The following is an 18,093-nucleotide window of genomic DNA, read 5'->3' as shown; positions in this document are numbered from 1 at the left end:
GTGACTTCTTCAACCCACCGCACCGCCGAGGAGATCGGCAGGACCGCGCGCGGCCCGAGGCCGGTGCCCGAGCTCGGCGAGCAGCGCGCCGCCGCCGATCTGTCCCATGTGGACACCGTGCTGGCGAACGGGCTGCGCGTGCTCGCGGTCCGCAAGGCCACCGTGCCGCTCGTCGAGGTGCGGCTCTGGATCCCGTTCGCGGGTGACGACGAGCTGCACCCCGCGACCGCCGAGGTGCTCGCGGAAACCCTGCTCACCGGCACCGCGAAGCGGGACAGGGTGGCGATCGACACCGAGCTCGCGCTGATCGGCGGTGAGATCGGCGTCGGCGTCGACCCGGAGCGGCTTTCGATCAGCGGCAACGCGCTGGCCAGCGGCCTGCCGACACTGCTGGACGTGTTCGCTGACACGCTCACCGGTGCGTCCTATGTGGACACCGAGGTGGCGAGGGAGTCCGAGCGGCTGGTGGAGCGGCTCGCGGTCGCGCGCACGCAACCGAGGACGATCGCCCGCGAGGCACTGCAGAAGCACCGCTACGGCAGCCACCCCGCGACGCGCGAGGTGCCCCATGCCGAGGACATCGTGAAGGTGACCCCGGAGGGCGTCCGCGCGCTGCACACCGCTTCGGTGCTGCCGCGCGGCGCGACGATGGTGATCGTCGGCGACATCGACCCGGACAAGGTGATCGGCGATCTCGAGCGCGTGCTCGGCGGCTGGGCCGGGGACGGTTCGGCCAAGGTGCTCGCGCCGCTGCCCGAGCTGGCCGGCGGCGACGTGCTGTTCGTGCCGAGGCCCGGCGCGGTGCAGTCGCAGATCCGGCTGTCCGCGCAGACGGTGCCGCGCACCGATCCCCGGTACGCGGCGCTGCAGGTCACCAACTTCGTGTTCGGCGGCTACTTCTCCTCACGGCTGGTGGAGAACATCCGCGAGGACAAGGGGTACACCTACGGCGCGCATTCCGGGTTCGAGTTCACCGGCTCCTCCGCCGTGGTCAACGTCGACGCGGACACCGCGAGCGACGTCACCGCGGCGGCACTGCTGGAGACCAGGTACGAGTTCGGCAGGCTCGGCCTCGTGCCGCCGACGGAGTCCGAAGTGGAATCCGCGCGGCAGTACGCGATCGGCTCGCTGGTGACTTCCACCGCGTCGCAGACCGGGCTCGCCGGGCAGCTCACCGCGCTCGCCTCGACCGGGCTCGGGTTCGACTGGGTCGCGGCGCACCCCGAGCGGCTCGCCGCGGTGACCGTGGACGACGTGGCGCAGGCCGCGCTCGACTTCTTCGCGCCGGGCCGGTTCACCGGCGTCGTCGTCGGGGACGCCGAGCTGCTGGGGCCCAAGCTGACCGCGCTCGGCGGGGTCACCGTCGGCGAACCGTCGTGACCGCGCCGTTCCACCTCGGCGAGCTGCCGACCCTCTCCCGGTCCACTGTGGACCGGCAGGAGACGCTGCGCACCGATCCGGAGCGGCTCGAGTCGCGGTGGTCGGACGCCCGCGTGGTGCTGCTCTCCCGCGAAGGCCGCACCCCGGTCCGCGAGGACACCGCGTCCGCGCTGGCCACCCGCAAGGCCGTCGACTTCGGGCCGGAACCCGTGGCGGACGCGGCGTTCCTCGGGGAATGGGAAGGCACCGACTACTGGTCGGTGCCCGGCGAGCCGCAGGGCGACCCGGTGACCGTGCGGTCGCCGGGGAGCTGGGGCTTCGTCGAGGAGGTCCCCTCGCACGACGGTGAGCTGTGGGTCGACCTGCGCGGTTACGGCGATCTGCTCGACGACACCTCGGCGGGCCTGTTCACCACCGCGCAGGCGCTGCGCAACTGGCGGCGCCGGGCGAAGTTCTGCGCCAAGTGCGGCGGGGAGACCGGGTTCGTGCAGTTCGGCTGGGCGAGCAAGTGCTCGAACTGCGGGCGCGAGGAGTACCCGCGCACCGATCCCGCGGTGATCTGCCTCGTGCACGACGACGTCGGCGTCAACGGCGAGCACGTGCTGCTGGCGCGCCAGCCGATCTGGCCGAAGGACCGGTACTCGGTGCTGGCCGGGTTCGTCGAAGCGGGCGAGTCGCTCGAAGGCTGCGTCGAGCGCGAAATTCGCGAGGAGGTCGGCGTCGAGGTGCGCGAACCGCGCTATCTCGGCAGTCAGCCGTGGCCGTTCCCGCGCTCGATCATGCTCGGCTTCACCGCGCGCGCCGACATCGCCGCGCCGCTGAAGCCCGCCGACGGCGAAATCGAGCAGGCGCTGTGGGTTTCGCGCGCGGAGGTGCGTGCGGCGTTCGAGAACAGCTTGCTGCGCGACGAAAACGCGAAGCCGACGCCGATCGGGGGAGGCGCCGCGAACCTGGTGCTCCCCGGCAATTCGTCCATCGCGCGCGTGATGCTGAAGGCGTGGGCCGACGCCGAATCCTGACTTCCCGGCTGTATCGGCAAACCTCGGTGCCCCGAAGGTGACCTTCGGGGCACCGAGGTCTCCGAAGGTCACCTTCGGGGCGTGAGCACGGCCGCCGAGTCCGGGTCGAGGCCGGTGGGGAAGGAGCTGGTGATCCGGCGGGTGGTCAGGTCCAGCACGCTGACCTGGTTGGTCCCCAGCTCCGAGACGTAGGCGAGCGGTTTCGCCGGGTGCAGTGCGACGCCGGAGGGGATGCCGGTGCACTGGACCGACCACAGTGGACGGAGATCGGTGCTGAGCGCGGTGACCGTCTTCCGCACGATATCGGTCACCAGCAGGCGATCCTCGCCGTACGGGTACACGCGCAGCGGGTCACCGTCCACTTCGTACACCTTCCGGACCGCGAGCGTGCGCGCGTCCAGCGCGACCACCGCCGGGGTTTTCCGCGCGCCGACGAAGAGAACCTTCTCGTCCTGGCTCAGGCAACTGCTCTCCGGGAGCTGACCGGGGGAGGCCACGACCGGCGGCGTGGCCGCGTCGTACGGGCGGACCAGGCTGACCGTGTGGGACAGCAGGCCGGTGACGTAGGCGCGTTCCCCGTCGCGGCTCAGCGAGAACAGGTGCGTCTTGATGCCCCCGGTGTGCACCGCGCGCGTCGGCGCCGTGTCGGTCCGGGGCGCGTCGAAGCCGAGCAGGACGGCTTTTTCCTCGCTCAGCGCGTAAAGCCGGTCGCGCGCGTCGATGCGGATGCCGTGCACGCGGTTGAACGGCGCGGTGCTGATGGTCCGGACCAGCTCGCGCCTGGCGAGATCGAGCACGAAGATCGCGGCACCGCCCTCGCCGGTGTCCGACGACATCCGCACCCCGTAGTGCCCGACGTAGGCGTATTCGCCCCGCGAGTCCACCACCAGCTCGTGGGGGAACTGGGGCAGCGCGACGGTCGCCAGCCGCTGCCCGGAACCGGCGTCGAAGAAGCCCACCGCGTGCGCGCTCTTCTCGACCAGCACCAGCACGTCCGCATCCGGTACCGCCGCCGTCGCGGTCGCGGTCGTGGGCAGTCCCGCCGCGATCGCCAGTCCACTCGTCCCCGCTGCCTTCAACACCGCTCTTCGCGTCACCATGCGTGCTTTGTACCGGCTCCCCGGCCCGGCGCCAATGCCCCGGCGGCCACCGTGCTGACGTGAGCGCGTCGGTTCCGGCGAGGTGGGTGGCCGGGTCGGGGGTTTGCCGGAGGCTCGCCGCAGGGTCCCCGCCGGTGCAGCGCGAGTCCTCAAGGGCGGAGTTCGGGGCAAGCGCGCGAGAAGGAGACCGTTGACGAGTTGTGGTCCGGGTCACTACAGTCGCCGGAAACCGTCTGTAAAGTTTCCTAATAAAGGCCGGAGACACCTGTGCGAGCCGGAAGCCCTCGGATGCTGCGCGAGATCAACGACCGCGCCGCCATCGACGCGCTGCTCAGTGCGGGGCCGTTGACGCGGGCCGATCTCGAAGAGGTCATCGGCCTGTCGAAGCCCGCCACCGCCCAGCTGCTCACCCGTCTGGAGCAGGACGGCATCGTCGTCAAGGCGGGGGTTCGCGGTGGCGGCAGGGGGCCGAGGGCCCAGCTCTGGGCGGTCGACGGGAAGCTCGCGACGGTCGCCGCGGTGGACCTGACCACGCACGGCGCCGACTTCGTGCTCGCCGACGTGACCGGCGCGGTCCTCGCCGAGCATCGGGTTCCGCTGCCCGCGGAGGGCGCGCTCGAGGTGTTCGCGACGGCCGCCGAACACGCCGCGCTGTCGGCGGGGGTGCCGCTGAGCGAGCTGAGCCTGATGGTGATCGGCGCGCAGGGCGCGTTCAACCCGAACACCGGCCACCTCGCACCGGCGTCCGCGCCGCACCTGCCGTCGTGGTCCGGGTTCGACCTGCCGGAACGGCTCGCCGCACGGCTCGGCATCGAGGTCACCGTCGAGAACGACGTGAACCTGGTGGCGCTGCAGGAAATGGCGGTCGGCCGCGCGCGCGGGTGCAAGAACTTCGCGCTCGTCTGGCTCGACGAGGGCGTCGGCGGGGCGGTCGTGGTCGACGGGCGCCTGTTGCGCGGCGCGACCGGGGGCGGCGGCGAGATCGACTGGATGCGCGTGCCCGATCCCGCGGTCGCCGACACCGGGACGCCGAAGGAGGGCGCGCGGTTCGGGAACCTCGTCGACTACCCGGCGATCAGGAAGCTCGCCGCCGCACACGGCATCGAGGCGGCCGACGGCGCCGAGGCGGTCCGGCTCGCCATGGAGTCCGAAGTGGACGGTTTCGTGGGCGATCTGGCGGCCAGGGTCGCGGTCGGCGTGGCAGGCATCGTGAGCCTCGTCGACCCCGAGGTCGTGCTGCTGTGCGGCGAGGTCAGCCGCGTCGCGGGCGAACCGTTCGCCGCCGCGGTCGCCGAGCGGCTGCACCGGCTCGTGGTGCCGCGCACCCCGGTCGGCGTCACCGCGATCGGCGGCAACGCGGTGCGCGCCGGTGCGCTGCGCTCGGCGCTCGCCTACGTCCGCGAGGCCGAATTCGGTCTCGGCAACCACAACACCCCAGTGCTCCACGGGCCGTATTCGCCCGTGGCGATCCCACCGTTCCCCACCGCCGAACTCTGAAGGAGGGTCATGCTCCCCACGACCCCGGTTCGAAGGCTTGGAAGGTTTCGAAGGACGAGAAGGACGAGCCGCCGCGGGCGCGGCTCACTGGTGCTCTGCACGGCCGCGACGGCCGTGCTGGTGGCGGCGTGCTCCGGCGCCGGCGGCGGCACGGGCAGCGGGGGCGAGCCAGCCGCCGCGCCGGGCAAGGACGACAAGCTCACGCTCACCGTCTACAGCAAGTTCACCTCGCGCGAGTACGGGATTGTCACCAAGGGCCTGGAAAAGCTCAAGGAGAAGTTCCCGAACATCGAGATCAAGCACGAGGGCAACCAGGACGACGACAAGCTGACCCAGTCCATCCGCGGCGGAAACCCGCCCGACGTGGCGATTTCGTTCTACACCGACAACCTCGGCGCCTGGTGCCACAACGGCAGCTTCCAGGACCTCAAGCCCTACCTCGACCGCGACAAGGTGGACCTGTCCCAGCTCCCGGACGCGGTGCGCAGCTACACCGAGTACCAGGGCAAGCGGTGCGCGATGCCGATGCTGGCCGACGTGTACGGCTTCTTCTACAACAAGGACCTGTTCGCCGCGGCCGGGATCTCCGCGCCGCCGAAGAACACCACGGAACTGTTCTCCGCCGCCAAAAAGCTGACCCAGTTCAACCCGGACGGGTCGATCAAGGTGGCCGGTTTCATCCCGACGATGCCGTTCTACGCCAACCAGGCGCAGTACTGGGCGCCCAACTTCGGCGCCACCTACCTCGGTCCCGACGGGAAGTCCCGGCTCGCGGAAAGCGCCGAGTGGAAGGCGATGTTCGAGTTCCAGAAGAAGCTCATCGACTTCTACGGGCACGACAAGCTGGAGCAGTTCAAGGCGGGACTCGGCGACGAGTACTCGGCCGACCACGGCTTCCAGCGGGGCAAGCTCGCGATGATGATCGACGGCGAGTACCGCGAGGCGTTCATCAAGGACCAGGCGAAGGACCTGAAGTTCGGCACCGCGCCGCCGCCGGTGCTGGACAGCAAGCCGGACCGCTACGGCGGCGGTCTCGTGACCGGCACGATCGTCGCGATCCCCAAGGGCGCCAAGAATCCCGGTGCCGCGTGGGAGCTGATCAAACAGGTCACCTTGGACACGTCCACTTTGGTCGATCTGGCGAACGGGCTGAAGAACGTGCCCAGCACCAAGGCTTCGCTGACCGATCCGAAGCTCCAGGTCGATCCCGAGTTCAAGACCTTCCTGGACATGTACGGCGGCGGGAAGCTGCTGCCGAACCCGTCGACGCCGATCGGGGACGCGCACCTGAAGGCGGTCAACGACTTCGCCGAGAAGTGGCAGGCCGGCTCGGTGCCCGATCTCGCCGAGGGCCTGAAGAAGGTCGACGCGCAGATCAACGACGAGCTGGCCCAAAAGGGCGGCTGAGATGACCGCCACCCTGCCCGCGAGGGCTTCCGGTTCCCCCGCCGCGCCCGTCGCGGCGAGGCGGGGGAACCGCAGGGCGAAGCACCGCCGCACCGTCCTGCTGCTCCTCGCGCCCGCCGTGCTGGGGTTCCTGATCTTCTTCGGGTACCCGCTGATCGCCACCGTCTACTACTCGCTGACCAGGTACGACCTGATCAACCCGCCCGAGTTCATCGGCTTCGACAACTACGCGCGGATGTTCACCTCCGAGCAGCTCGTCGGCACCGCCGCGTACAACACGCTGTGGCTGGTCGTCGTGCTCACCGTGTGCCGGGTGGTGTTCTCGCTCGGCATCGCCTCGGTGATCTCGCGCCTCAAATCGGGCGTCGGTCTGGTCAGGACGCTGTGCTACCTGCCTTCGCTGGCCCCGCCCGCCGCGGCGACCCTGGCCTTCGTGTTCCTGTTCAACCCGGAATTCGGGCCGGTGAACCGGTTCCTGGAGTTCGTCGGCATCGACGGCGGGCTGTGGTTCAACGACCCGGGGATGTCGAAGCCCGCGCTGACCCTGCTGGCGCTGTGGGGATCGGGCGAGCTGATGATCATCATCCTGGCGGCGCTGCTCGACGTGCCGCAGGAGCAGCACGAAGCGGCGCAGATCGACGGCGCGGGCCCGGTGCGCCGGTTCTGGCACGTCACGCTGCCGTCGATCTCGCCGGTGCTGCTGTTCGGCGTGGTCAACTCCATCATCTACGCGCTGCAGTTCTTCACGCAGGCGGTGGTCGCGGCGGCCGCGGCCGCGGGATCGGCCGACGTGGCAGGCAACACCAAGTACATCGGCGCGCCGCAGAACTCCACCCTGACCTACCCGGTCTGGCTCTACGTCCAGGGTTTCCGGTACTTCAACATGGGCTACGCGGCCGCGATGGCGGTGCTGCTGTTCGTCGTCTCCGCCGGGTTCACCTGGATCCTTCTCCGCCAGCTCCGCAAGGGACAGCACCAGGAGGAGACGTGACCACCGTCCGCGAACCGGTCTCCGTCCCACCGAAAGTCCATTTTAGATGCTCATGGGTGTTCTCCCTTCCCTCGTTCCTCGGTACAGGAGAACACCCATGAGACACGAGCGGACTGTATCTTCGCGACCGCTTCCTCCCTTCGGTCGTCACCGGTCGTGGAACCGCAAGCTGTCCTGGATCGCCACGCACGCGATCGGGATCGCGCTCGGCGTGATCTTCCTGCTGCCGATGCTGTTCGTGCTGCTGACCGCGGTGATGAAGAGCGACCAGGCGATGTCGTCGAGCCTGTGGCCGAGCGAATGGCACTTCGACAACTTCATCAAGGTGTTCAAGGACGCGCCGCTGCTCACCTACTTCGGCAACAGCCTGCTGTATTCGGGACTGGCGACGGTGGGTGCGCTGCTGTCCGCGATCCCGGCGGCATACGCGCTTTCGAAGCTGCGGTGGCGCGGGCAGAACGCGTGCTTCATGCTGACCGTGGCCGCGATGATGCTGCCGCCGCAGGTGACCATCGTGCCGCTGTACGACCTGTGGGTGCGGCTCGGGTTCACCGGCACGCTGGTTCCGCTGGTGGTGCCGTACTTCTTCTTCGACGCGTTCTCGATCTTCCTGCTGCGCCAGTTCTTCCTGACCATCCCGAAGGACTACATCGAGGCCGCGAAGATCGACGGGTGCACCGAGTTCGGGGCCATGGTCAAGGTGCTGGTGCCGATGGCGAAGCCGGGGATCGCGGCCACCGCGATGTTCTGCTTCCTGTTCACCTGGAACGACTACTTCGGACCGCTGCTCTACACCGGGGAAAACCGCGACGGCTGGCCGCTTTCACTGGCCATCGCGCAGTTCCGCGGCATGCACCACGTCGAATGGAACCTCACGATGGCCGCCACCGCGCTGATCATGGCGCCGGTCATCGTCCTGTTCGTCTTCGCGCAGAAGTCGTTCGTCAAGGGAATCACGTTCACGGGGGTGAAAGGGTGAAGCTGACAGTCGTCGGTGGCGGGTCCACGTACACGCCGGAACTCGTGGACGGCATCGCCGGCCGGAGATCCACTTTGGACGTCGACGAGATCGTGCTGGTGGATCCGGACGGCTACCGGCTCGACGCGGTGGGCGAGTTCAGCAAGCGCCTGCTGAGCCACGCCGGGCACCCGGCGCGGGTGCGCACCACGAGCAGCCTGGCGGAGGGCGTCGATGGCGCCGCGGCGGTGCTGATCCAGCTCCGCGTCGGCGGGCAACGGGCGCGCCGCGAGGACGAGACGTTCCCGCACGTCTGCGGCTGCCTCGGCCAGGAGACCACCGGGGCCGGCGGGCTCGCGAAGGCGCTCAGGACGGTTCCGGTGGTGCTCGACATCGCGGAGCGGGTGCGCGAGCTGGCCGGTGAGAACACCTGGATCGTCGACTTCACGAACCCGGTCGGGATCGTCACGCGGGCGTTGCTGGCCGAAGGACATCGCGCGGTGGGCCTGTGCAACGTCGCGATCCACCTGCAGCGGACGTTCGCGGGCCTGCTGGGTGTGGACCACGGCGCCGTCCGGCTCGGCCACACCGGGCTCAACCACCTGAGCTGGGAGCGCGAGGTGCTCGTCGACGGCGTGGACCGGCTCCCGGATTTGCTCGGCGAGCACGGTGAGTTCATCGGGGAGCACGTCAGCGCGCCGGTGGACTGGATGCGCCGGGCGAACGCGGTGCCGAGCTACTACCTGAAGTACTACTACGGCCACGACGACGAGGTCGACCGCCAGCGGACCGCGCGCCCGCGCGCGGACGTCGTCAGCGACGTCGAGGAGGAACTGCTGAAGGTCTACCTCGACCCCGAGGCGCACACCAAACCGGCCCAGCTCGAGAAACGCGGCGGCGCCTACTACTCGGAGGCCGCGGTGCAGCTCGTGCACGCGCTCACCGGCGGCGGCCCCGCCGAGGAGCACGTGGTCAACGTCCGCAACAACGGCACCATGCCGTTCCTGCCCGAAGACGCGGTGATCGAGGTTCCCTCCACTGTGGACTCCGCTGGCGCGCGCCCGCTACCGGTCCGGCCGGTCGAACCGCGGTACGCCGGCCTCATCTCGGCAGTGACGGCTTACGAGAACCTGGCGCTCGAAGCCGCGCTGAAAGGCGGCCGCGACCGCGTGGCCGACGCCCTGCTCGCGCACCCGCTCGTCGGCCAGTACCGCAAGGCCGACCGGCTCGCCGACGAGATCGTCCGCATCAACCGTGGGTTCCTGCCGTGGGCGTGACTCCGGCCGGCACGGTCATCGCCATCGACGGTGGCAACAGCAAGACCGACGTCCTGGTGGTGTCCACCGAGGGCGACGTGCTCGGAAGGTCGCGAGGGCCCGGCGCCTCGCCCCAGAACATCGGGGTCGCCGCCTGCGTCGAAGTCCTCGAAGGGCTGGTGCTGCAAGCCATGCCCGGTGTCGCGGGACGGCGGCCGTTCGCCGTCCACACGTCGGCGTACCTCGCCGGGCTCGACTTCCCCCGCGAGGAGGAAGTGCTCCACACCGCGTTGGCCGCCCGCGGCTGGAGCGACACGCTGACCGTCGGCAACGACACGCTCGCGTTGCTGCGCGCGGGCACGGCCGACGGTGTCGGCGTCGCCGTGGTGTGCGGCGCCGGCATCAACTGCGCCGCCATCGGCCCGGACGGCGCCACGCACCGGTTCCCCGCGCTGGGCAAGATCTCCGGCGACTGGGGCGGCGGTTACCGCCTCGGCGAGGAAGCCCTGTGGTGGGCCGTCCGCGCCGAGGACGGCCGCGGCCCCGGCACCGCGTTGCGGAGCGCGGTCGCCACCGAGTTCGGCGAAGAGTCCGTAGTGGACGTGGTGCGGCGCCTGCACTTCGCCGAACTGCCCCGTGCCGGGATCCACCGCCTGTGCCCGCTCCTGTTCCGCGTCGCCGCGGCCGGCGACGAGGTCGCCCAGAACGTGGTCGGCCGCTTCGTCGAAGAAGTCAGCGTGCTGGTGGCCGTCGCACTGCGAAAGCTGGGCCTGACCGCGGGCACCCCCGAGGTCGTCCTCGGCGGCGGCGTGCTCACGGGTGTGGGCCCGCCGGTGATCTCCGAGGTCGAACGGCGCTGCCTGAAAGTCGCCCCCGGCGCCGTCGTCCGCGTCGTCGACGTGGACCCGGTGGTCGGCTCGGCACTGTTCGGCCTGGACCGCTTCGGCGTACCGGACGAGGTCAAGGCCCACCTCCGCGCACTGACCCGAAGGATGCTCCGATAGAGGTCAAGGCGAAGCCCGTCGCGCACGCCCTGAAGGTGGCCTTGGGGGAATCTGATGCCGTGAAGGGCACCTTCAGGGCATCAGCAGCACCACGCCGCACGTCGTGAGGGGCGAGATCGCGGTGTCAGATTCCCTCAAGGCGCCCTTCACGGCATGCACTGGGACTTCGCCGTTCACGTCTCATTCTCATCTCCGCGCTGGCGCCCCAAAAAAGGGCCTTCATAGGCGTGAATGCCACGGATGCGGCCTCCACGGACCCGCTCTGCTCCGAGCGCATGCCCCGAAGGGGCCCATGAGGGAATCTGACGCCGCGAAGGGCCCCTTCAGGGCATCAGCGCCGCCGCGCCGCCCGCCGCGAGGGACGAGATCGCGGCGTCAGATTCCCCGAAGGCGACCTTCACAGACCAAGCCCCCGGGCGGCTCCGCGCTTCCGCCACCCACCTCACCAGAATCAACGCGCACACATCATCACTGTGGCCTTGGGGGAATGTGATGCCGTGAAGGGGACCTTCAGGGCATCAGCAGCACCATGCCGCACGCCTGCGAGGGTGGGAAAAATGGCGTCGGATGCCTGAAGTCACCTTCGGGGCATCCGACGCCACTCCACCATGGCGAAGGCGTGCCGGAAACACGCGCTGTGCCCCGGCACTAGGAAACGATCGGAGAACCCGTCTCCAGCAACGACTTGAGGTCCGAAAGGATCCAGGGCCAGCCGCCACCCGCGTTCTGGCCGGGCTCCGCCGAGGGATCATCGAACTCGCCCGCGACCATGCGGGCCAACCCCGGAGCCCCGCTGAGATCGTGCGTCACGGTCAACCGGGTGCCCGCCGTCTTCGTCTCCACGATCTCGTAGGTGAGCCTCGTGAACCCTTCCTCCTTGAGCGCGGGGTCCATCAGCATCCGCCACGAGAGCACCAGCCGCCGGGGCGGATCCACTTCGACGACCTCACCGTCGATAAGGTCCCCGGTGATGCCCATGCCGATGAACTCCCGCGTCGGGTGGACGACATAACGGCCACCCGGCTTCGGGTCGAAATCGGTCAGCCCGGTGTACCCGTACTTGGCCGTCCACTCGGGTTTCGTGATGGCGTCCCAGATCGCCTGCGGGGACGTTCTGATGTAGACGCGGTGAACTTGCACGCTCATGTCGGGGGTTCCTTCGCTTCGAGTTCGGTCTTCAGGTCGAGCAGCGCGGCCGCCTGGCGCCCGGTGAACTTGCCGATCCAGCGGTCGTGCACGGCCCGGATCGGCACCGGGTTGAGGAAGTGCCGCTTTTCGCGGCCTTCCTTGCGCGAGACGACAAGGTTCGCCTCTTCGAGCAGTTTCAGGTGCTTCATCACGCCGAACCGGCTCATGTCCACTTCGGACTCCAGCTCGGTGAGCGTGCGGCCGTCACGCGCGAAGAGCAGGTCGAGCAGGAGCCGCCGGGTCGGATCGGCGAGTGCCTTGAACACCAGGTCGTCGTCGGGCACCAACCCAGAATAGGTGACCAAAAGGTCACATGTCAATCGGTCAGAGCAGCGCGCCCAGCGGGAGGATGAGCGCGATCGCGACCACCGAGATCACCGTCTCCATCAGCGACCAGGTCTTGAGCGTCTGCCCGACCGACAGGCCGAAGTACTCCTTGACCAGCCAGAAACCCGCGTCGTTGACATGCGAGAGGAACAGCGAACCGGCGCCGATCGCGAGGACGAGCAGCGCGCTGTGCGTCGGGTCCATGGTCGCCGCGAGCGGTGCGACGATGCCCGCCGCCGACACCGTGGCCACGGTCGCCGACCCGGTCGCGAGCCGGATCGCCACCGCGACGAGCCACCCGAGCAGCAACGGCGACAGGTTCGCGCCGGTGGCGAGCCCGGTGATCACGTCGCCGACACCCGCGTCGACGAGCGTCTGCTTGAACCCGCCGCCCGCGCCGACGATGAGCAGGATCCCGGCGATCGGCGGCAACGCGTCGGACACCGTCGAGGACAGCCGCGCGCGGTCGAACCCCGCCGGGCGGCCCAGCGTGACCATGCCGACGAGCACCGCCGCGAGCAGTGCGACGAGCGGGTCGCCGACGAAGTCCAGTACGCGGCGGACCTCGTTTTCCTTGCCGAGCAAGATGTCCGACAACGCCTTGCCGAGCATGAGCACCACGGGAAGGAGCACTGTGGACAGTGTCGCGGCGAAGCTGGGACGCTGTTTCCCCGATTCCGAGTGGGTTTCCGGGATGAGGCGCTCCGGCGGGATCGCGTCGGGCACCATTTTGGCGGCGAGCCTGCCGAACAGGGGGCCCGCGACGACGAGTGCCGGGATGCCGACGAGCAGCCCCAGCGCGAGCGTGATGCCGACGTTGGCGTTGAGCGCGCCCGCCGCGGCGAGCGGCCCCGGGTGCGGCGGGACCAGTCCGTGCAGGACGGAAAGCCCGGCCAGTGCGGGAATCCCGAGCAGCATCAGCGGGCGGCCGCTGCGCTTCGCGACGAGCAGCACCACCGGGATCAGCATGACGAGCCCGATCTCGAAGAACATCGGCAGCCCGATCAGCGCGGCGACGAGCGCCATCGCCCACGGCAGCAGGCGCGGACCCGCCTTCGCGAGGATGGTGTCCACGATCTGGTCCGCGCCACCGGAATCGGCCAGCAGCTTGCCGAGCATCGCACCGAGCGCGATCAGCACGCCCACCGAGGCGACCGTCGAGCCGACGCCGGACGAGAAGCTCTTCAGCAGCTTGTCGACCGGCATCCCGGCGACGAGCCCGAGCACGCCGGAGCCGAGGATCAGCGAGAGGAACGGGTGCAGTTTCGCCTTCGTGATCAGCACGACGATGAGCGCGATCGCGAGCACCGTCGCGCCGATCAGGCGGGTGTCGTGGCCGGTCCACGCACCGGCGGCCAGGGTGGCGGTCATGCGAACGCTCCGAGCGCGGTCTTCACGATTTCTTCCGGGCTGTCACGGATGTCCGCGACCAAGCCGTTTTCGCAGGCGCCGAGCGGTTCGAGCGAGCCGAGCTGGGAGTCCAAAAGCGACACCGGCATGAAATGGCCCGACCTGGTCTTCATCCGCTCGGCGAGCAGTTCGCGCGGACCGTCGAGGTGCACGAAGGCGATGTCGCCACCGGTGCGCAGCACGTCGCGATAGCTCCGCTTGAGCGCCGACGACGTGACGACCCCGCCGGTTTCGGCGTGTTCGCGGATCCAGTCCGCGATCGCGTGCAGCCACGGCCAGCGGTCTTCGTCGGTGAGCGGGACGCCCGAGCTCATCTTGTCGATGTTCGCCTTCGGGTGGAACGTGTCGGCTTCGGCGTAGTCGACGCCGAGGCGTTCGGCGAGCTCGGTGCCAATCGTGGTCTTGCCCGATCCGGACACGCCCATCACGACGATGACGGTCATCGTGCCTCCTGAACTCCGCCGACTCCGGGAACTTCGTTGTCCCGGACCCAGTGAAACTCACAAGTACTACTTATTCAAGAGAACGTACTACTTAATCGAACAAGAATGCCTTCGATGCTCTAGCCTGAGGCCGTGGTCGACGGTGTGCACGCCAAGATGCTCGACGCGCTGGGGACGGCCATTGCCTCCGGCGAGCTCCCGCCGGGGTCCGTGCTGCGCTCCGAGGAGCTGCAGCAGCGGTTCGGCACCTCGCGGACGGTCGCGCGCGAGGTCGTCCGCGCGCTCGAAGGCATGCGCCTGACCAGCAGCAAGCGCCGCGTCGGCGTCACCGTGCGCGAGCACGCCGACTGGAACCACTACGACCCGAGGGTGATCCGCTGGCAGCTCGGCGGCGCCGGGCGGCAGGACGCGCTGCGCACGCTCACCGAACTGCGGTCCGCGATCGAGCCGAGCGCCGCCCGGTTCGCCGCGTTGCGCGCCACCCCGGAGGAGCGCGGCAAGCTCGGCGCGCTCGCGTCGCGGCTGGAGTCCACGGCTCGCGCACGGGACCTCGACACCTTCCTCGGCCACGACGTCGCGTTCCACCACCTGGTGCTCGCGGCTTCGGCGAACCCGATGTTCGCGCAGCTCTCCGGGGTCGTCGCGGAGGTGCTCGCCGGGCGGACCGGGTACGGCCTGATGCCGGAGGAACCGCAACCCGAAGCCGTCGCGCTGCACGTCGAGGTGGCCACCGCGATCGCCGCGGGGGACGCGGACCGGGCCGAACGCGCCATGCGGGACATCGTGGTGCAGGCACGCGACGAGATGGCCGAGCTGTTCGAGTAGCCTCCCTGACCACAAAGACGTCGGGGCGAACAGGGGAAACGGCGTGAGCGCTGCACGCGCGATCGGGCTTTTGCTCGGCGTGGCCGCGGACGGGGTGATCGGGGACCCGAAGAGGGGCAGGCCGGTGGCCGTGTTCGCACGGGCCGCGCGGCAACTCGGCGGCAGGCTGACCGGGGATCGCAAGCTCGCGGGCGCGCTGTACGCGGGCAGCCTGGCCGGTGTGGCGGTGCTGTGCGGCGTGGTCACCGAACGGGCCGGGCGCCGGAGCCCGGTACTGCAGGCGGCCGGCACCGCGGCCACCACCTGGGCGGTGCTCGGCGGCGCCGGGCTCGCACTCGACGGCACCGCGCTCGCGCGCGACCTCGAAGAAGGCGAACTCGAAGCCGCGCGCGAGACGTTGAGCCACCTCGACCCGCGCACCACGGAGGACCTCGACGTCATCGCGCTGTCCAGGGCGTCGGTCGAAACCGTCGCCGAGAACACCGCGAACGCGGTCGTCGGGCCGCTCGTGTGGGGTGCCGTCGCCGGTGTGCCAGGACTTCTCGGCTCGCGCGCGATCACGGTGCTGCGCAAGCTCTTCGGGCCGCGGCCGGGTCAGGTCGGCTGGTTCGCCGTGCGCCTCGACGACGTGGTGAACCTCCTGCCGACGAGGGTCGCGGCGGTACTCACGGTCGCGGGCGCGCCCGTCGTGGGCGGGTCCGCCGGTGAGGCGTGGCGCGCGTGGCGGCGGGACACGACCGCGCACCCGAGCCCCAACGCGGGCCGGGTCGAAGCCGCCTTCGCCGGCGCGCTCGAAATCCGGCTCGGCGGGCGCACGGTGTACCCGCACGGCGTCGAAGAGCTGCCGGTGCTGGGCGTCGGCCGCAATCCCGACGCGGGCCACGTCACGCGTGCGGTCGAACTTTCGCGCGTGGTCGGCTGGCTCGCGGGCGCGAGTTCGGTCGTCCTGGCCGGGTTGCTCGGCCTGCGGAAGCGCTAGCGACGCTCCGGCGCGGCCAGTCGCGATTCGTTGTCCTCGGCCTCGGCTTCGGCCAGCAGTTCGCTGAACGACTTGCGGCGCCCGCCGGATTCGCGCTCGGCGCGCAGCGCGCCACCGGGCTTCAGCTCGCGGACGGTGAAGTACAGCCAGCCGAGCAGCGCCATCGTGCCGAACGCGATCCACTGCAACGCGTAGGAGAAGTACGGGCCCGCTTCGAGCTGCGGCAACGGCAGCGCGCCCAGCACCCCGGGCTGCTTGTCGTCGAGCTGGAAGTAGCCAGGCCGGATGTCGAGCCCGCCCGCCCGCGCGACCACCCGCGAGTCGACGACGTAGCTGTGCGGCTTGCCCGCCGTCGACTCGTCGGCGAAGGCCTCGCGCTTCTTGGGGTCGGTCTCGTCGGTCCGCACGCGCGCCACGACCTCGACGGTGCCCGCCGGCGGTGCCGCGTACGGCGGGACGCGGCTGCGGTCGTCCGGCCGGAGGTAGCCGCGGTCGATGAGCACGACCTGGCCACCGGCGGTGCGCAACGGCGTCAGCACCTCGAACGCGGGCTCGCCCTGCACCGTGCGCAGGCGCGCGACCACCTCGTGCTGGGGCAGGTAGGTGCCGGTGACGGTGATCCGCTCCCACTCCGACTTGGCGTCCGGCGCGGTGGTGCCGGGCAGCGCCTCGGCCAGCGGGCGCGGCTGCGCGGTGAAGGAGGACTGCAGCGCGGTGTTCTGCGCGACCTGCTCGGCGTCACGGCTGAACTGCCACGGCGCGAGCAGCGTGTAGCAGGCGATGGCGAACACGAACACCACCAGCGTCAACGCCAGCCAGCCCGGCTTGAGCAGGAACTTCAACCGCACCCCTCAACGGTAGGCCGTCGCGGTTCGCCCGGCTCACCCGGCCGTGTGCGCGGCCGTCAGCGCCTCCTTGACGTACCCGCCGCCGAACAGCGCGGCGTGCACCAGCAGCGGGAAGAGCTGGTGCAGTTTCACCCGGTCGCGCCAGCCGTCGGCGAGCGGCGCGCCCGCCTCTTGCGCGGCTTCGCGGTACCCGCCGACGATGTGCTGGAGGAACGGCGTGCCGAACAGGTGCAGCATCGCGAGATCGGCTTCGCGGTGGCCGCCGTGCGCGGCCGGGTCGATGAGCCACGCCTGCCCGTCGTCCGCCCAGTAGACGTTGCCGCTCCACAGGTCGCCGTGCAGGCGCGCGGGCGCTTCCTCGGCGAAGCCGAGGTCCGGCAGGCGCGCGCAGAGCTTGTCGAACACGGCGGCGTCGTCGCGGCCGAACACGCCGTCGTCGACGCACATCCGGACGTAGGGCTGGATGCGCTCCGCCGCGTAGAACCCGGCCCAGGTGTCGTGCGTCGTGTTGCGCATGGGGGCGAGCCCGATCCACGCGTCAGCCGGGCCGCCCGGTGGTGGGCAGCCGAAACCGGAGGCGCCGCGCAGGTGCGTCGCGGCGAGGCCCCGGCCGAACCGCGCCGCGGCTTCGGCCGTCGGCCTGCCACCGGGGAGGTACCGCAGGACCAGCCAGTCTTCGTCGGCGCCGAGCACCTCGGGCACCGGCAGGTCGCCGTGCTCGGCGAGCCAGTGCAGCCCGGCGGACTCGGCGGCCACCGCGCCGGCGCCGGCGCCGCCCTTGACGAACACCACCCTGCCGCCGTCGAGCGCGGCGAGGTAGACCGCGCTGCCGCGCCGCCGCAGATCGAGCACCGGCTCGCCGAGCAGCCGCTCGGCGGCCGCCCTCGCGTTCAGGACCGGCTCCCGTGTTCGCGGACCGCGTCCAGCAGGGCGGGGACCGCGCGCTCGATCATGCCGAGCACGTCGTCGAACCCCCGGTCGCCGCCGTAGTACGGGTCGGGGATCTCCGAGCCGGGCGACGCCGCGGGGTCGAAGTCCCGCAGCAGCCGCACCTTGCCGGGATCGGCGACCTTGGCGCGCAGGAAGGCGAGGTGGCCCTCGTCGGCGGCGAGCAGCAGGTCGGCGTCGAGGTGCTCGTCGTCGACCTCGGCCGCGACGTGGGCGGTGGGGTAGCCGTGCGCCGCGAGCGTCGCGCGGGCGCGGGCGTCGGCGGGCTCGCCGACGTGCCACGGCCCTGTTCCCGCACTGCTCACCGTGACCTGGTCGGCGAGGCCGGCGCGCGCCGCGTGTTCGCCGAAGACGAGCGCCGCCATCGGTGACCGGCAGATGTTGCCGGAGCAGACGAAGCAGATGTGCACGCGTGCAGTGTGGTGCAAGCACGGAGAGCGATGCCACGGGGGAGTGGATCAAATCGGCGGACGGTCGCTTTCGGTAGCTCTGACGTGCTCCGAGCGGCGCCGA

At 70.4% G+C, this 18,093-nt stretch carries 18 protein-coding genes; 10 read left to right on the top strand and 8 right to left on the bottom strand.

All coding sequences use genetic code 11. The features are described 5' to 3' along the window. On the top strand, positions 1 to 1,380 hold the full coding sequence (locus tag ABD256_RS24540; RefSeq protein ID WP_344423283.1) for a M16 family metallopeptidase: 1,380 nt from the start codon (positions 1 to 3) through the stop codon (positions 1,378 to 1,380). After that, complete coding sequence (gene nudC, locus ABD256_RS24535) at positions 1,377 to 2,399, top strand: NAD(+) diphosphatase (protein ID WP_344423280.1); 1,023 nt, start codon at positions 1,377 to 1,379, stop codon at positions 2,397 to 2,399. Before ABD256_RS24540 ends, nudC begins: the two co-directional genes overlap by 4 nt. 68 nt (positions 2,400 to 2,467) lie before the next feature. Here the strand turns inward: nudC and ABD256_RS24530 are convergent, their stop codons facing one another. Beyond that, a complete protein-coding gene (locus ABD256_RS24530) occupies positions 2,468 to 3,499 on the bottom strand; it encodes a YncE family protein (RefSeq protein ID WP_344423276.1) in 1,032 nt (343 codons plus the stop codon). A 288-nt stretch (positions 3,500 to 3,787) separates the two neighbouring features. Between ABD256_RS24530 and ABD256_RS24525 the strand changes: the two genes are divergently transcribed. The 6 genes from ABD256_RS24525 (at position 3,788) to ABD256_RS24500 (ending at position 10,612) form a co-directional block, all read left to right on the top strand. Further along, positions 3,788 to 4,996: an ROK family transcriptional regulator gene (locus ABD256_RS24525; RefSeq protein ID WP_344423273.1), complete on the top strand. Its 1,209-nt coding sequence runs from the start codon at positions 3,788 to 3,790 to the stop codon at positions 4,994 to 4,996. A gap of 9 nt (positions 4,997 to 5,005) precedes the next feature. Next, positions 5,006 to 6,403 (top strand): extracellular solute-binding protein, encoded by a 1,398-nt coding sequence (locus ABD256_RS24520; RefSeq protein WP_344423270.1) that lies wholly within the window; start codon positions 5,006 to 5,008, stop codon positions 6,401 to 6,403. A 1-nt stretch (position 6,404) separates the two neighbouring features. Further along, positions 6,405 to 7,394: a carbohydrate ABC transporter permease gene (locus tag ABD256_RS24515; protein WP_344423268.1), complete on the top strand. Its 990-nt coding sequence runs from the start codon at positions 6,405 to 6,407 to the stop codon at positions 7,392 to 7,394. 97 nt (positions 7,395 to 7,491) lie between these two features. Continuing rightward, positions 7,492 to 8,373, top strand: coding sequence for a carbohydrate ABC transporter permease (locus tag ABD256_RS24510; RefSeq protein ID WP_344423265.1), 882 nt, complete (start codon positions 7,492 to 7,494; stop codon positions 8,371 to 8,373). Then, positions 8,370 to 9,629, top strand: a complete 1,260-nt coding sequence (locus tag ABD256_RS24505) for a 6-phospho-beta-glucosidase (protein WP_344423263.1) — start codon at positions 8,370 to 8,372, stop codon at positions 9,627 to 9,629. Before ABD256_RS24510 ends, ABD256_RS24505 begins: the two co-directional genes overlap by 4 nt. Beyond that, positions 9,626 to 10,612 (top strand): N-acetylglucosamine kinase, encoded by a 987-nt coding sequence (locus tag ABD256_RS24500; protein ID WP_344423557.1) that lies wholly within the window; start codon positions 9,626 to 9,628, stop codon positions 10,610 to 10,612. Before ABD256_RS24505 ends, ABD256_RS24500 begins: the two co-directional genes overlap by 4 nt. 648 nt (positions 10,613 to 11,260) lie before the next feature. On the opposite strand, the gene ABD256_RS24495 is transcribed toward ABD256_RS24500, so the two are convergent. Genes ABD256_RS24495 through ABD256_RS24480 form a run of 4 tightly spaced genes read right to left on the bottom strand, consistent with a single transcriptional unit; the run spans position 11,261 to position 13,980 of the window. Beyond that, positions 11,261 to 11,758 (bottom strand): SRPBCC domain-containing protein, encoded by a 498-nt coding sequence (locus tag ABD256_RS24495; protein ID WP_344423260.1) that lies wholly within the window; start codon positions 11,756 to 11,758, stop codon positions 11,261 to 11,263. After that, on the bottom strand, positions 11,755 to 12,084 hold the full coding sequence (locus tag ABD256_RS24490; protein WP_344423257.1) for an ArsR/SmtB family transcription factor: 330 nt from the start codon (positions 12,082 to 12,084) through the stop codon (positions 11,755 to 11,757). The genes ABD256_RS24495 and ABD256_RS24490 overlap by 4 nt, the downstream gene beginning before the upstream one ends. Before the next feature lie 40 nt (positions 12,085 to 12,124). After that, positions 12,125 to 13,498: a GntT/GntP/DsdX family permease gene (locus ABD256_RS24485; RefSeq protein ID WP_344423254.1), complete on the bottom strand. Its 1,374-nt coding sequence runs from the start codon at positions 13,496 to 13,498 to the stop codon at positions 12,125 to 12,127. After that, complete coding sequence (locus tag ABD256_RS24480) at positions 13,495 to 13,980, bottom strand: gluconokinase (RefSeq protein WP_344423251.1); 486 nt, start codon at positions 13,978 to 13,980, stop codon at positions 13,495 to 13,497. The genes ABD256_RS24485 and ABD256_RS24480 overlap by 4 nt, the downstream gene beginning before the upstream one ends. Before the next feature lie 156 nt (positions 13,981 to 14,136). On the opposite strand from ABD256_RS24480, the gene ABD256_RS24475 reads away from it, so the two are divergent. After that, positions 14,137 to 14,805 carry a FadR/GntR family transcriptional regulator gene (locus tag ABD256_RS24475; RefSeq protein WP_344423555.1) on the top strand — a complete coding sequence of 223 codons (669 nt, stop codon included), beginning with the start codon at positions 14,137 to 14,139 and terminating at the stop codon, positions 14,803 to 14,805. A 43-nt stretch (positions 14,806 to 14,848) separates the two neighbouring features. After that, complete coding sequence (locus ABD256_RS24470) at positions 14,849 to 15,784, top strand: cobalamin biosynthesis protein CobD/CbiB (RefSeq protein ID WP_344423249.1); 936 nt, start codon at positions 14,849 to 14,851, stop codon at positions 15,782 to 15,784. On the opposite strand, the gene ABD256_RS24465 is transcribed toward ABD256_RS24470, so the two are convergent. The 3 genes from ABD256_RS24465 to ABD256_RS24455 are packed head-to-tail and all read right to left on the bottom strand — an operon-like array spanning position 15,781 to position 17,990. Next, complete coding sequence (locus ABD256_RS24465; protein WP_344423247.1) at positions 15,781 to 16,632, bottom strand: SURF1 family cytochrome oxidase biogenesis protein; 852 nt, start codon at positions 16,630 to 16,632, stop codon at positions 15,781 to 15,783. The genes ABD256_RS24470 and ABD256_RS24465 overlap by 4 nt on opposite strands. Positions 16,633 to 16,665: 33 nt before the next feature. Then, positions 16,666 to 17,484: a fructosamine kinase family protein gene (locus ABD256_RS24460; RefSeq protein WP_344423244.1), complete on the bottom strand. Its 819-nt coding sequence runs from the start codon at positions 17,482 to 17,484 to the stop codon at positions 16,666 to 16,668. Positions 17,485 to 17,522: 38 nt separating this feature from the next. After that, positions 17,523 to 17,990: a low molecular weight protein-tyrosine-phosphatase gene (locus ABD256_RS24455; protein WP_344423241.1), complete on the bottom strand. Its 468-nt coding sequence runs from the start codon at positions 17,988 to 17,990 to the stop codon at positions 17,523 to 17,525. Positions 17,991 to 18,093 lie beyond the last annotated feature (103 nt).

Origin of the sequence: Amycolatopsis minnesotensis (assembly GCF_039529815.1) — a bacterium.
Classification (GTDB): Bacteria; Actinomycetota; Actinomycetes; order Mycobacteriales; family Pseudonocardiaceae; genus Amycolatopsis; species Amycolatopsis minnesotensis.
This window is presented reverse-complemented; position numbering and strand designations above follow the sequence as displayed.